Origin of the sequence: Edwardsiella tarda ATCC 15947 = NBRC 105688, from assembly GCF_003113495.2 — a bacterium.
Classification (GTDB): domain Bacteria; phylum Pseudomonadota; class Gammaproteobacteria; order Enterobacterales; family Enterobacteriaceae; genus Edwardsiella; species Edwardsiella tarda.
This window is the reverse complement of record NZ_CP084506.1, coordinates 2,387,123-2,399,491: the sequence shown is the minus strand read 5'-3', so window position 1 is coordinate 2,399,491 and position 12,369 is coordinate 2,387,123. Positions and strand designations below refer to the sequence as shown.

The 12,369-nt window shown below is 56.9% G+C and carries 9 protein-coding genes and 12 tRNA genes; 9 read left to right on the top strand and 12 right to left on the bottom strand.

Annotation, left to right across the window (positions count from 1 at the left end; genetic code table 11):
* Positions 1-198 precede the first annotated feature (198 nt).
* Both cysK and cysZ read right to left on the bottom strand, forming a co-directional pair.
* A complete protein-coding gene (gene cysK / locus DCL27_RS11165; RefSeq protein ID WP_035598767.1) occupies positions 199-1,158 on the bottom strand; it encodes a cysteine synthase A in 960 nt (319 codons plus the stop codon).
* Positions 1,159-1,310: 152 nt separating this feature from the next.
* Positions 1,311-2,090: a sulfate transporter CysZ gene (gene cysZ, locus DCL27_RS11160; RefSeq protein WP_035598763.1), complete on the bottom strand. Its 780-nt coding sequence runs from the start codon at positions 2,088-2,090 to the stop codon at positions 1,311-1,313.
* 268 nt (positions 2,091-2,358) lie between these two features.
* On the opposite strand from cysZ, the gene zipA reads away from it, so the two are divergent.
* The 4 genes from zipA to DCL27_RS11140 all read left to right on the top strand — a co-directional run bounded on the left by zipA (position 2,359) and on the right by DCL27_RS11140 (position 6,352).
* The gene (gene zipA / locus DCL27_RS11155) at positions 2,359-3,306 is read left to right on the top strand and encodes a cell division protein ZipA (protein ID WP_005296523.1); all 948 of its coding nucleotides are present in this window, start codon (positions 2,359-2,361) and stop codon (positions 3,304-3,306) included.
* Between the two features lie 69 nt (positions 3,307-3,375).
* On the top strand, positions 3,376-5,403 hold the full coding sequence (ligA, locus tag DCL27_RS11150) for an NAD-dependent DNA ligase LigA (protein ID WP_005283946.1): 2,028 nt from the start codon (positions 3,376-3,378) through the stop codon (positions 5,401-5,403).
* A complete protein-coding gene (locus DCL27_RS11145) occupies positions 5,403-5,621 on the top strand; it encodes a DUF3820 family protein (protein WP_035594827.1) in 219 nt (72 codons plus the stop codon). The genes ligA and DCL27_RS11145 overlap by 1 nt, the downstream gene beginning before the upstream one ends.
* 62 nt (positions 5,622-5,683) lie before the next feature.
* Entirely contained in the window at positions 5,684-6,352 is a 669-nt protein-coding gene (locus DCL27_RS11140; protein WP_005283953.1) for a hypothetical protein, read from the top strand.
* A 160-nt stretch (positions 6,353-6,512) separates the two neighbouring features.
* Here the strand turns inward: DCL27_RS11140 and DCL27_RS11135 are convergent.
* From DCL27_RS11135 to DCL27_RS11100, 8 genes are all read right to left on the bottom strand, one after another.
* Positions 6,513-6,588: transfer RNA gene (locus DCL27_RS11135), tRNA-Val, on the bottom strand.
* Between the two features lie 131 nt (positions 6,589-6,719).
* Positions 6,720-6,795: transfer RNA gene (locus DCL27_RS11130), tRNA-Lys, on the bottom strand.
* A gap of 4 nt (positions 6,796-6,799) precedes the next feature.
* Positions 6,800-6,875: transfer RNA gene (locus DCL27_RS11125), tRNA-Val, on the bottom strand.
* Positions 6,876-6,910: 35 nt separating this feature from the next.
* Positions 6,911-6,986 (bottom strand) — tRNA-Val (locus DCL27_RS11120).
* Positions 6,987-7,021: 35 nt separating this feature from the next.
* Positions 7,022-7,097, bottom strand: a tRNA-Val gene (locus DCL27_RS11115).
* A gap of 31 nt (positions 7,098-7,128) precedes the next feature.
* Positions 7,129-7,204, bottom strand: a tRNA-Val gene (locus DCL27_RS11110).
* Positions 7,205-7,235: 31 nt separating this feature from the next.
* A tRNA-Val gene (locus tag DCL27_RS11105) sits at positions 7,236-7,311 on the bottom strand.
* Positions 7,312-7,349: 38 nt separating this feature from the next.
* A tRNA-Val gene (locus tag DCL27_RS11100) sits at positions 7,350-7,425 on the bottom strand.
* Between the two features lie 509 nt (positions 7,426-7,934).
* On the opposite strand from DCL27_RS11100, the gene gltX reads away from it, so the two are divergent.
* Positions 7,935-9,350 carry a glutamate--tRNA ligase gene (gltX, locus tag DCL27_RS11095; protein ID WP_005283958.1) on the top strand — a complete coding sequence of 472 codons (1,416 nt, stop codon included), beginning with the start codon at positions 7,935-7,937 and terminating at the stop codon, positions 9,348-9,350.
* Between the two features lie 82 nt (positions 9,351-9,432).
* Here the strand turns inward: gltX and DCL27_RS11090 are convergent, their stop codons facing one another.
* A complete protein-coding gene (locus DCL27_RS11090; protein ID WP_005283962.1) occupies positions 9,433-9,777 on the bottom strand; it encodes a DNA-binding protein in 345 nt (114 codons plus the stop codon).
* A gap of 250 nt (positions 9,778-10,027) precedes the next feature.
* Here DCL27_RS11090 and DCL27_RS11085 point away from each other — a divergent pair.
* The 4 genes from DCL27_RS11085 to DCL27_RS11070 all read left to right on the top strand — a co-directional run bounded on the left by DCL27_RS11085 (position 10,028) and on the right by DCL27_RS11070 (position 10,479).
* Positions 10,028-10,103 (top strand) — tRNA-Ala (locus DCL27_RS11085).
* A 55-nt stretch (positions 10,104-10,158) separates the two neighbouring features.
* Positions 10,159-10,234 (top strand) — tRNA-Ala (locus tag DCL27_RS11080).
* Positions 10,235-10,281: 47 nt separating this feature from the next.
* A tRNA-Ala gene (locus tag DCL27_RS11075) sits at positions 10,282-10,357 on the top strand.
* A 46-nt stretch (positions 10,358-10,403) separates the two neighbouring features.
* Positions 10,404-10,479: transfer RNA gene (locus DCL27_RS11070), tRNA-Ala, on the top strand.
* A gap of 341 nt (positions 10,480-10,820) precedes the next feature.
* Here the strand turns inward: DCL27_RS11070 and DCL27_RS11065 are convergent.
* Positions 10,821-12,005 carry a NupC/NupG family nucleoside CNT transporter gene (locus DCL27_RS11065; protein WP_005283970.1) on the bottom strand — a complete coding sequence of 395 codons (1,185 nt, stop codon included), beginning with the start codon at positions 12,003-12,005 and terminating at the stop codon, positions 10,821-10,823.
* Positions 12,006-12,369: the final 364 nt, after the last annotated feature.

Genomic DNA, 12,369 nt, shown 5'->3' with positions numbered 1-12,369 from the left:
CGCCTCATTCGTTAAATCGATTCAGCGGATTTTTCATAGCAAGCGCGAATAATTTTGCGCTTCAAAATAATGGTCTGGTTAAATACTAGACCCAGAAAATAAAAGCAAGGATAGGGGGTGGTAAAATTTGAACTGCTCCACAAAAAAAGCACCCAATAGGGTGCTGTTTTGAACAATTCATGCCATCAAATTCGGCGCTCATTCTTGCTCAGGAAATAGCCCGGCAAATAACGCGGTGCTCAAATAACGTTCGCCTGAGGAGGGGAGGATCACCACGATATTCTTACCGCTGAACTCCGGCTGTTGCGAGAGGCGTAACGCCGCGGCGACGGCGGCGCCGGAGGAGATGCCAGCCAGGATTCCCTCTTCACGCATGAGTCGCCGCGCCATCTCGATAGCTTCATCGTTGGCGATGCGCTCGACACGGTCGATCAAGGTCAGGTCGAGGTTAGCGGGAATGAAACCGGCGCCGATGCCCTGGATCTTATGCGGCCCCGGTACCAGGGGTTCACCCGTCAACGCTTGACTGATCACCGGCGAGTCTTCGGGTTCAACGGCGACGACACAGAGTGGATGGGCGCGATCCTGCTTCAGATAGCGGGCGGTACCGGTCAGCGTACCCCCGGTGCCGACACCGACCACCAACACATCGACCTGCCCTGCGCTATCCTGCCAGATTTCTGGGCCGGTAGTTTGGCGATGGATCTCCGGGTTGGCCGGGTTGCTGAACTGTTGCAGCATGAGGTAGCGGGCCGGGTCGCTGGCGACGATTTCATCGGCCTTGGCGATCGCCCCTTTCATGCCCTGCTCTGCGGGGGTGAGAATGAGCTCAGCGCCCAATCCCTTCAAGAGCTTACGGCGCTCTACACTCATGCTCTCTGGCATGGTGAGCGTCAACTTGTAGCCGCGTGCGGCGGCGACGAAGGCGAGGGCGATGCCGGTATTACCACTGGTCGGTTCCACCAGTTCGACACCGGGTTTCAGAATGCCGCGTTTCTCGGCATCCCAGATCATATTGGCACCGATGCGATCCTTGACGCTAAAGCTGGGGTTGCGTGACTCCACCTTAGCCAGAATATGTCCGTTTCCGAGGTGATTAAGGCGTACCAGGGGGGTATGCCCGATAGTCTGGGAGTTATCTTGATAGATCTTGCTCATGGCCGCTCCTGTTCGGTCGACAGTGTCCGTGACTTAGCAGCATACGCAATAACCCGCTTAGGGGAAGTAAATAAATATTATATGGATAGTCGAAATCGCACTAAACGGTGGGGGCAAGGGGGTGCGCCGGTGAGCGGCGCACCGATGTCGCATCAGCGGTTGAGGGCCAGCTCCGCACGATAACGGTCAACCCACATGGCGGTGGCGCCACAGATTGCAACCGGCATGATCACCAGGTTGACGAATGGGATCATGGTAAACAGGCTGACCAGCGCGCCGAATTGCAGGTTATCAACCTTGTCGGCGCGCAGGGCGTCACGCATGCGTGGGAAACTCACTTTATGATTATCGAAGGGATAGTCACAGTATTGCACCGCCATCATCCAGGCGCTGAATAGGAACCAGAGTACCGGTGCCAATGTTTGGCCGACCCCCGGCACCAGATAGAGCAACAGCAGCACCAGGGCGCGGGGTAAGTAATAAGCGAGTTTGATCCATTCACGTTTCAGGATGCGTGGCAGATCTTTCATTACCCCCCACAGGCCGCTGTCGGGTAAGGGTTTACCCGTCAATTGCCCCTCTAACTGCTCTGCCAATAGGCCGTTGAAGGGGGCGGCGATCCAGTTAGCCAGGGTGCTAAAGAAATAGCTAAACACCAGCAGAACCGAGATCACGGCGATCGGCCACAGTAGATAGCTCAGCCACTGTAGCCAACTGGGGACATGCGCCATCAACGCCGGGATCCAGCGCCCCAGACGATCGAATAGCCACCAGAAGGCCGACCCCATCAGGATAATGTTGACCAGGAGTGGCATCAGCGCATAACGCTTGATGCCGGGCAGACGGATCAGGCGCCATCCTTGAGCGAAGTAGTAGACACCGTTGCTGTTGTTCGGGGACTGCCGTCCCGAGGCCGGAAATACGTTATTCATTGGACTCCGTCTTATCTCGTCATGCGCGTCATTCCGTCTCACGAGGAAAGTGTGATGCCGGTCGATTGTGCGCGTCATCGACTTATGATATCTGCGGATGAGGGCGCTTGCCAGTTAGGAGTTGACCGAAAAAAGAACAAAATAGCGGGAAAAATCATCTTTATTAACAGAAAGTTTAGTCCAGACTTGCACTTGTCCTGACAGCCCAATACATTTATAGATTGAGGGTTTGCCGAAATGGCAATGAATTAAAACAACAGAGATTGCGATGATGCAGGATTTGCGTCTGATATTAATTGTTGTTGGTGCGGTTGCCATAATAGCGCTGTTGCTACACGGCTTGTGGACCAGTCGTAAGGAACGCTCTGCGCTGTTTCGTGATCGTCCGAACAAACGTCAAAAGGTCCGGCACGACGAAAAACCGTTCTCTGAAACTGACGACGGGGTCGGTGAAGTGCGCGTGCAGCGTGGCGGCAGCTCGCTTCAACACCCGGTGGAGCCTGCCGTGGGCTCGCTGGATGAGGCGCGGGAGCGCCGTCCTGATCCGTTAGATCGGCAGGAGAGTGAGCACTCGGTAGCGCTCGAGCCGAATGCGCACCCCGAAGCGCGCGATCCCTTGCTGGGAGAGCCTCTGTTGTCCGATGAGCGCGAAGATGAGCCAGCGTTACTGGCGGAGGCGTTAGCGCCTGGCGCGGGTCACGAGGACGCGGCGGCTCAGGACGTGGCGCCGACAGCGGCCGCCTCGCCCGATGCCCCCGCTACGCCAGCGCCCGCTAGCGCGGCGGAGCGTGAGACGGTCTTGGTGATGCATGTCGCCGCCCATCAAGGCAGCAGCATCGGTGGCGAAGTCTTGCTGCAGAGTGTGTTGCAAGCCGGTTTTCAGTATGGCGCAATGAAGATCTTCCATCGTCATCTTAATCCGGCGGGCAGTGGCCCGGTGCTATTTAGCATGGCGAACATGGTGAAGCCGGGGACTTTCGATGTCGAGAATATGGCTGACTTTTCTACGCCCGGCGTCTCCTTCTTCATGATGGTGCCTTCGTATGGTGATGCCCATCAGAACTTTAAGCTGATGCTACAGTCTGCACAGCGTATCGCCGACGATGTCGGTGGCGTGGTGTTGGATGATGAGCGGCGTATGATGACGCCGCAAAAACTGGAAACCTATAAGGCGCGCATCCGGACGGTGCTGGACAATATAGACCGTAACGCCTGATGCCTCTGCGCCGTCGTCTTACTCTAAACCCCCGTTTACCGGGGGTTTTTTATCATCAAATGGTGGCTTATGACTTCCACGATTGAACAACAACTCGAACAGCTGCGTGCCGCGTTGCGCCATCATGAGTATCAATATTATGTCCTAGATGAGCCGCAGGTTACCGATGCGGAATATGATCGGCTGATGATGCAGTTGAAGGCGCTGGAGAGCGACTACCCGCAGCTGGTGACGGCGGACTCGCCGAGCCAGCGCGTCGGTGGCGCGCCGCTGGCGGCCTTCGGCCAGGTACACCATGAGGTACCGATGCTGTCATTGGATAACGTCTTCGATGAAGAGAGTTATCGCGCGTTCGATAAGCGCCTTCATGAGCGCCTGAAAAGCGATGCCGCGCTGACCTTCTGTTGTGAGCTGAAACTGGATGGCTTGGCGGTCAGCTTGCTGTATGAGCAGGGGGTGTTGGTGCGTGCGGCCACGCGTGGCGACGGTAGCACCGGTGAAGACATCACCAGTAATGTGAAGACCATCCGCGCCATCCCACTGCGTCTACAGGGGGAGGATATTCCGGATCGTATCGAAGTACGCGGTGAGGTATTCATGCCCCAGGCCGGCTTCGAGGCGATGAATGAAGAGGCGCGGCGGCGCGGCGGTAAGATCTTCGCGAATCCGCGTAATGCGGCGGCGGGCTCGCTGCGCCAGCTCGATCCGCGTATCACCGCTCGCCGTCCGTTAACCTTCTATTGCTACGGCGCCGGCCTGCTGGAGGGGGGAACGCTGCCGGGGAGTCACTATCAGTGCCTACAGCGCTTCAAGTCTTGGGGACTGCCGGTTAGCGAGCGGGTGAAACGGTGCCACGGCAGCGATGAGGTCTTGGCCTACTACCGCCAGACGGAACAGGATCGCCCCACGCTGGGCTTCGATATCGATGGTGTCGTGATCAAGGTGGATGACATCGCGACGCAAGAGGCCTTGGGTTTTGTGGCGCGCGCGCCGCGTTGGGCGACGGCGTTTAAGTTCCCGGCACAGGAGCAGATGACGCAACTGAACGGCGTCGAGTTTCAGGTCGGCCGTACCGGGGCGATCACTCCGGTGGCGCGTCTGGAGCCGGTACAGGTCGCCGGGGTGACCGTCAGTAACGCGACACTGCATAACGCGGACGAGATCGAGCGTCTGGGGCTACGCATCGGCGATACGGTGATCGTGCGCCGTGCCGGCGATGTGATCCCGCAGGTGGTCGGCGTGGTCGAGTCACAGCGTCCGGCTGATGCCACGGAGATCCTCTTTCCAACCCATTGCCCGGTATGTGGTTCCGAGGTGGAGCGTATCGAGGGGGAGGCGGTGGCGCGCTGTAGCGGGGGGCTGATCTGTGCGGCACAGCGTAAGGAGTCGTTGAAACACTTCGTCTCACGCCGGGCGATGGATGTCGAGGGGATGGGGGATAAGGTGATCGAGCAGCTGGTGGAGCGTGAGTATGTGACGACCCCGGCCGATCTCTATCGTCTGAGCGCCGGCAAGCTGACGGGCTTGGAGCGGATGGGGCCGAAATCTGCCAACAAGCTGATCGCCGCCCTGGATCGTTCGCGAAGCACCACGTTGGCGCGCTTCCTGTTTGCATTAGGGATCCGCGAGGTGGGCGAGGCCACCGCGGCTAACCTGGCCAGCCACTTCGGCTCGTTGTCTGCATTGCGCGGTGCCGATTTGGAGAGCTTAAAGAGTGTACCGGAGGTCGGCGAGGTCGTGGCGCGGCACATCCGCCACTTCTTAAGCGAGGCGCATAATTGCCAGGTCATCGATGAGCTGATCTCCGCCGAGATCGGCATCCATTGGCCCGATGTCACGCCCGCTTTGCAGGCTGCAGAGATCGATAGCCCCTTTGCCGGTAAGACGGTGGTATTGACCGGATCGCTAAGCGTGTTGTCGCGCGACGAGGCTAAAGATCGCCTGGTGGCATTGGGCGCAAAGGTCAGCGGCAGCGTGTCGAAGAAGACCGATCTGGTGATCGCGGGAGAGGCCGCCGGTTCGAAACTGGTCAAGGCCAACACGTTGGGGATCACGGTGATCGATGAGGCGCAGCTACTACAGATGTTGGGCGAATGATGGATAAGCGTCAGCTGGTGGCGCTGGCCAACACCGCGATGCCGTTCGGTAAGTATCGCGGGCGGATGATCATCGATCTGCCGGAGGAGTACCTGCTATGGTTTGCGCGCCAACAGGCCTTTCCAGCGGGAGCGTTGGGGGAGTTGATGCAGTTGGCACTCACGCTGCGTGGCGAAGGGTTGGAGGGATTAGTCAAACCATTAAAGGGAATGCGTTAAAGTTGGCTGCCATAGCGCCGTTATATATCTCGATACGATGAGCCATCAGAGGAGCGGAGCGTATGGCGTTAGGGCCGATTGATATGGCGGGCGGTATGCCGCCACGGGCGCAGGGCGGTGGGCAACTGAGTGCGGAACTGCTAGACGCCCGTATTGAGCGCCTGCTCCAGATCCTGAATCGCAGTGATCTGACCCCGAGTCAGCGTGAGAGTACCCTGCGCGCGCTCACCGCGTTACAGCGGGAGCGTACCCTGCTGCAGGCGTTCGCCCAGAATGAGCCGGCGGCGGCGGTAGGACGCGAGGCTCAACTTGCCGCGTCGCGCCATGCCCCACACGCCGCCGCGCCTACGGCACAGACGCCGACGGGCGCGCGGGTGACACTGGGAGAGCAGGGACGCATGCTGGCGGAGCGTGCCAATGTGGAGCGTGCGTTGGACGTGAGTCAGGGGGCCGATAAGCTCTTCACTGCATTAGGGAAGCAGACATTGCAGGCCGATCCATTACGCTCGGTGTTGGAGAATCAGGTGGTGGCCGCTACGCCGCTGGTCGTCACCACCCATCCGGTCGAGGAGGAGTTATCCGTCGCCTCGGTCGGCAACCCACAACCGGTATTCGGTTTTATCCCACCACACTGGATCCCCGGTAGTGTGCGGCGACAGGCCCGCTCGCCGGCCAGTCTGTTGCTGATCGGTATCGTCGTGTTATTGCTGGTGATCCTATTGATCTGGTAACACCCAAGCCCCGCCATCATCCCCAAGTGAGAATCAGATTAATCATTCGCGTTACACGCTGGGGATGATATCGAGAAGAGGTACTCTACGCGCTAGAGGCGCCGGAGCAGACCGCTGGTCGCACGGAAAAGGAATAATTATGGGAAGCGAATAGGCAGATTGGTGGGTGATGACGGGATCGAACCGCCGACCCCCTCCTTGTAAGGGAGGTGCTCTCCCGGCTGAGCTAATCACCCAATCTGGTCCGGAAAGGTGGTGCAAGAAGAATGGTGGGTCGTGCAGGATGACTCGGCTTACGCCTCGCCCTACGGGCCATCGCTACGCGATGTTATCCTTCACATTAACCAGTTCTTATTTATCGAAAGAATGGTGGGTCGTGCAGGATTCGAACCTGCGACCAATTGATTAAAAGTCAACTGCTCTACCAACTGAGCTAACGACCCGAAGTGGTGGGTGATGACGGGATCGAACCGCCGACCCCCTCCTTGTAAGGGAGGTGCTCTCCCAGCTGAGCTAATCACCCACAACGGTATTGCTGGTATCCTACAAGCCAAGAAGTGGTGGGTGATGACGGGATCGAACCGCCGACCCCCTCCTTGTAAGGGAGGTGCTCTCCCAGCTGAGCTAATCACCCACTTCTTGAGATGCCGGATTGTTCAGGGTTCAGATTGGTGGGTGATGACGGGATCGAACCGCCGACCCCCTCCTTGTAAGGGAGGTGCTCTCCCAGCTGAGCTAATCACCCATCTGAAAACCTGATTGTACGCCTTAAAGATTGGTGGGTGATGACGGGATCGAACCGCCGACCCCCTCCTTGTAAGGGAGGTGCTCTCCCAGCTGAGCTAATCACCCATCTGAAAACCTGATTGTACGCCTTAAAGATTGGTGGGTGATGACGGGATCGAACCGCCGACCCCCTCCTTGTAAGGGAGGTGCTCTCCCAGCTGAGCTAATCACCCAATCTGTATGGCGCTACACGGCGGGACACTCAAAAGAGTGGTGGGTGATGACGGGATCGAACCGCCGACCCCCTCCTTGTAAGGGAGGTGCTCTCCCAGCTGAGCTAATCACCCCCGCTGTGTGGAGCCGCATTATAGGGAGCCGCGGAAAATGGTCAACGCTTTTTTCAAGAAAAACTCTCGTTCGTCGGAAAAACACCCAGCCTGTCGCAACAATAGACAAAAAGCGTCTATTTAGTCGTTTTTTCTCGTGATTCCCACCGTTGTGCCCCCTTTACTGGGCCCCCTTGCCCGCACAGCGGCGTCGCGTCCAGCATCCCGCGAGTGGGGCTATGAGCGCACTGCCGGGGATCATCGGCATGGGAGAACGGCCTAGGCCGGTAAAACAGGAAAGGCGGTGTCGATGATTCGCGAGAGCGCAGGCTGACGCGGCGTCGCGCGATATCTTATGGGGGGGACCTTGCGGGGCGCGCTTTTCATCGGGTACGGGGGGCGCGTTACGCCATTATTCGGCCGAAACAATTGTGGGACATAGCCTAAATGGTAATGGTAAAATAACGCCCACAGATATTTTGCCCCCGCTTAGCGATGCAGGGGAACCTGCGTAACAAGGTCTTATTTACATGAAAATCAAAACCCGTTTTGCGCCCAGCCCGACCGGCTATCTGCATGTCGGCGGTGCGCGTACCGCATTGTACTCTTGGTTGTATGCCCGTCATAACCAGGGGGAGTTTGTTCTGCGCATTGAAGATACCGATCTGGAGCGTTCCACCCAAGAAGCCATCGACGCCATCATGGATGGGATGAACTGGTTGAATCTGGATTGGGATGAGGGTCCGTATTATCAGACCAAGCGTTTCGATCGCTACAATCAGGTAATCGATCAGATGCTGGAGCAGGGGACCGCCTATAAGTGCTATTGCTCCAAGGAGCGTCTGGAGCAGTTGCGCGAAGATCAGATGGCTCGTGGCGAAAAGCCGCGTTACGACGGGCGTTGCCGTCACGACCATAGCCACCATGCCGACGACGAGCCGCATGTGGTGCGCTTCCTGAACCCGCAGGAAGGTTCTGTCATTTTTGACGACAAGATCCGCGGGCCGATCGAGTTCAGTAACCAAGAGCTGGACGATCTGATCATTCGTCGTACCGATGGTTCGCCGACCTACAACTTCTGTGTGGTTATCGACGACTGGGATATGGGCATCACCCATGTGATCCGCGGTGAAGACCACATCAACAACACGCCGCGTCAGATCAACATCCTGAAGGCGCTCGGCGCGCCGGTGCCGGAGTATGCCCACGTCTCCATGATCCTCGGCGATGATGGCAAGAAACTGTCCAAGCGTCACGGCGCGGTCGGGGTCATGCAGTATCGCGACGATGGCTATCTGCCGGAGGCGTTGCTTAACTATCTGGTGCGCCTGGGTTGGTCCCATGGCGATCAGGAGATCTTCAGCATCGATGAGATGACGGCGTTCTTCACCCTGGATGATATCAGTAAGTCGGCCAGCGCCTTCAACACCGAGAAGTTGCAATGGTTGAACCATCACTACATTAACCATCTGCCGCCAGAGCAGGTCGCTCAGCATCTGGCCTGGCATGTGGCGCAGGCGGGCTATGACACCACGCAGGGGCCGCAGTTGGCCGAGATCGTCACCCTGCTGGGTGAGCGTTGTAAGACCTTGAAAGAGATGGCGCAGCAGGCGCGCTACTTCTACGAAGATTTCCGTGAGTTCGATGCCGACGCCGCGAAGAAGCATCTGCGTCCGGTCGCTCGTCAACCGCTGGAGTTGGCGCGTAGCAAGCTGGCGGCGATCAGTGACTGGCAGGTCGAGGCGATCCATCACGCCATTCAGTCGACTGCCGATGAGCTGGAAGTCGGTATGGGTAAGGTGGGGATGCCGTTGCGTGTGGCGGTGACCGGCCAAGGTCAGTCGCCGAGCGTGGACGTGACCATCCATGCTATCGGCCAGGCGCGTGCGCTGGCGCGTATCGATCAGGCTCTGGCTTTTATCGCCGAGCGTGAGGCGCAGCAGTAAGCCTTGTTGGGTTGTATTGCGAACTAAAAAACCGGCCATTGGCCGGTTTTTTTTACGTTAGAGACGGCCGGTGAGGGGAGGGCTAATCGCCTAAGCGGCGCAGGAACTCGTCAATGCCAATCCGCAAGATCACCGAGGTTGCTTTCTTGCGCTCCTCATCGTTCATTTGTAACAGAATGGCATACCAGAGTTGTTCCGGTTGCGTGCTGTTGAGCAGGTACTGCGCTTGATCGTCGCGCGCGATGAGCTCCTCTACCACCTCTTTCGGCAGGCTACTGATATGGTATTCCAGCGCCTTACCCTGGACGCCATTGCGCCGTTGCCGGCGCCATCCCTCGGCCTTGGCACGCTGATTAATGGCTTGAGGCGTGGAGGGAAAGCTGCCGACGCCCACTAATTCTTTGGCCGAGTACCATTCCTTGTTCATGCGTCCGTCCCTATGCGGAGTGTGATCAGCTATATGCTTTAACGAAATCACTTAGTGAGTTATCTAATACCATAGTGCTACGCCGGGCAAAAAAAGGCAAAAACTGCATGCTGAGGAGCTGAATTGTTGAGTAAATAGACTGACTTGGCGGCTTTTGCCGCGCTTGGCGCAGGAAAGGCAATTAGCCGTTGACAGTGCCGGTAGCCTTGCCCTATTATGCGCCCCGTTCCCGCGATGAAGCGGTGTGCACGGGGCTATAGCTCAGCTGGGAGAGCGCTTGCATGGCATGCAAGAGGTCAGCGGTTCGATCCCGCTTAGCTCCACCACTCTTTTTCCAGAGAGAGTGGCGAAGTGCACAGGCTTGCGGACACCACATAATGTGGGGCTATAGCTCAGCTGGGAGAGCGCTTGCATGGCATGCAAGAGGTCAGCGGTTCGATCCCGCTTAGCTCCACCAAATTTACCCGGTAGGCGTATAGCCTGCGTCAGGGGCCACGGTTACGTGGGGCTATAGCTCAGCTGGGAGAGCGCTTGCATGGCATGCAAGAGGTCAGCGGTTCGATCCCGCTTAGCTCCACCAAACTTACCCGGTAGGCGCATAGCCTGCGTCAGGGGCACGATTATGTGGGGCTATAGCTCAGCTGGGAGAGCGCTTGCATGGCATGCAAGAGGTCAGCGGTTCGATCCCGCTTAGCTCCACCAAATCATTAGGCCGACAGCGATGTCGGCCTTTTTGCATTTATTTTTCACCCCATGCCTTGCTTTCAGGTATGAGGATGGGAGCGTTTCTGCCTCTGCCTCTGCCTCTGCCTCTGCCTCTGCCTCTGCCTCTGCCTCTGCCTCTGCCTCTGCCTCTGCCTCTGCCTCTGCCTCTGCCTCTGCCTCTATGCATTCTATGGGGTGGATACGCGGCGATAGGGGAGTCGTGGGATGACGATAAGCGGAGGAAAGGCATCGATCATCGTCAGGGAAGTCAGGGAAGTTATGGCGGTGACAATAAAAAAGGCGCCATCAGGCGCCTTTCCCATCGTGTCGTCTTTAAATCACAGGAACAAGCCGGCGATAGAAGCGGACAGGATGCTGACCAGCGTAGAGCCGTAGACCAGCTTCAGACCGAAGCGGGAGACGACGTTACCCTGATGTTCATTCAACCCCTTGATGGCACCAGCGACGATACCGATGGAGGAGAAGTTGGCGAAAGAGACCAGGAACACGGACAGGATCCCCAGGCCGCGCGGTGACAGCTCTCCGGCGATTTTCTGCAAATCAATCATTGCGACGAATTCGTTGGAGACCAGCTTGGTGGCCATGATGCTGCCGGCATGTAGCGCCTCACCACTCGGGATACCCATGATCCAGGCGAACGGATAGAAGACGTAGCCGAGGATACCCTGGAAGCTGATGCCGAAGATGGAGTCAAACAGGGCATTCACGGCGGCGATCAGGGCGATAAAACCGATCAACATGGCGGAGACGATAATCGCGACCTTGAAACCGGCCAGGATGTACTCACCCAGCATTTCGAAGAAGCTCTGCCCTTCATGGGTGTTTTTCAGTTGCAGATCGGCCTCACCCTCGACGGAGTAGGGGTTGATCAGCGACAACACGATGAAGGTGCTGAACATGTTCAGTACCAGCGCCGCCACCACATATTTCGGGTCCAGCATGGTCATGTAAGCGCCGACAATGGACATGGAGACCGTCGACATTGCCGTCGCCGCCATGGTGTACATGCGCTTCTCTGACATCTTGCCCAGGACATCTTTATAGGCAATGAAGTTTTCTGATTGGCCAAGGATCAGCGAGCTGACGGCGTTGAAGGATTCCAGTTTGCCCATACCGTTGATTTTAGACAGTACGGTACCGATGGCACGGATGACGATGGGCAGTACGCGGATGTGTTGCAGAATACCGATCAAGGCGGAAATAAAGACGATCGGACACAACACGTTGAGGAAGAAGAAGGCCAACCCTTTGTCACTCATGTTACCGAAGACAAAGTTGGTCCCCTCTGCGGCGAACTTGAGCAGCGTTTCGAAGAATCCAGAGAATCCTTTCACAAAGCCCAGACCGATATCCGAGTTCAGGAAGAAGTAGGCCAGCAGGATCTCAACCACCAGCAGCTGAATAATAAAGCGCACGCGGATCCGCTTGCGGTCATGGCTGACCAGCAGGGCGAGGACTGCCACCACTACTAAGGCCAGTAAGAAGTGCAGAATGGGGGACATACATTGCTCCAAATTATGAGGCAGGCTAAATTTCTCGGCTAATTTTATGTAACACGGAAACTAAAAACGAGACATTGATTGCATTTATTGAAATTGTTTTAACGTGATAAACAAAAAAAGTTAGAAAAGTAACAAAATGCACCCATAAACGGGGAGGTATGAGGCGTAATCATCACGCCCAACGGCGGGAGGCTCGACCGTAACAGACTCAGGATGGGGGTTGTGCTGTGCCGAGCAGTATAGCAGCTGAGGCGCGTCATGAGCAAAATTGTGAAATTATTTTCAGTCTTATCATTGTCCATACCTATTGTAGGGATAGGAACTACCGTCAAAACGCTGTTGATAATCATTATCACTAAACTAT

What these genes read in the sequence shown, in the direction of transcription:
- cysK (WP_035598767.1), bottom strand. Translation starts at nt 1,158, where the DNA reads ATGAGCAAGATCTATCAAGATAACTCCCAGACTATCGGGCATACCCCC.
- cysZ (WP_035598763.1), bottom strand. Translation starts at nt 2,090, where the DNA reads ATGAATAACGTATTTCCGGCCTCGGGACGGCAGTCCCCGAACAACAGC.
- zipA (WP_005296523.1), top strand. Translation starts at nt 2,359, where the DNA reads ATGATGCAGGATTTGCGTCTGATATTAATTGTTGTTGGTGCGGTTGCC.
- ligA (WP_005283946.1), top strand. Translation starts at nt 3,376, where the DNA reads ATGACTTCCACGATTGAACAACAACTCGAACAGCTGCGTGCCGCGTTG.
- DCL27_RS11145 (WP_035594827.1), top strand. Translation starts at nt 5,403, where the DNA reads ATGGATAAGCGTCAGCTGGTGGCGCTGGCCAACACCGCGATGCCGTTC.
- DCL27_RS11140 (WP_005283953.1), top strand. Translation starts at nt 5,684, where the DNA reads ATGGCGTTAGGGCCGATTGATATGGCGGGCGGTATGCCGCCACGGGCG.
- gltX (WP_005283958.1), top strand. Translation starts at nt 7,935, where the DNA reads ATGAAAATCAAAACCCGTTTTGCGCCCAGCCCGACCGGCTATCTGCAT.
- DCL27_RS11090 (WP_005283962.1), bottom strand. Translation starts at nt 9,777, where the DNA reads ATGAACAAGGAATGGTACTCGGCCAAAGAATTAGTGGGCGTCGGCAGC.
- DCL27_RS11065 (WP_005283970.1), bottom strand. Translation starts at nt 12,005, where the DNA reads ATGTCCCCCATTCTGCACTTCTTACTGGCCTTAGTAGTGGTGGCAGTC.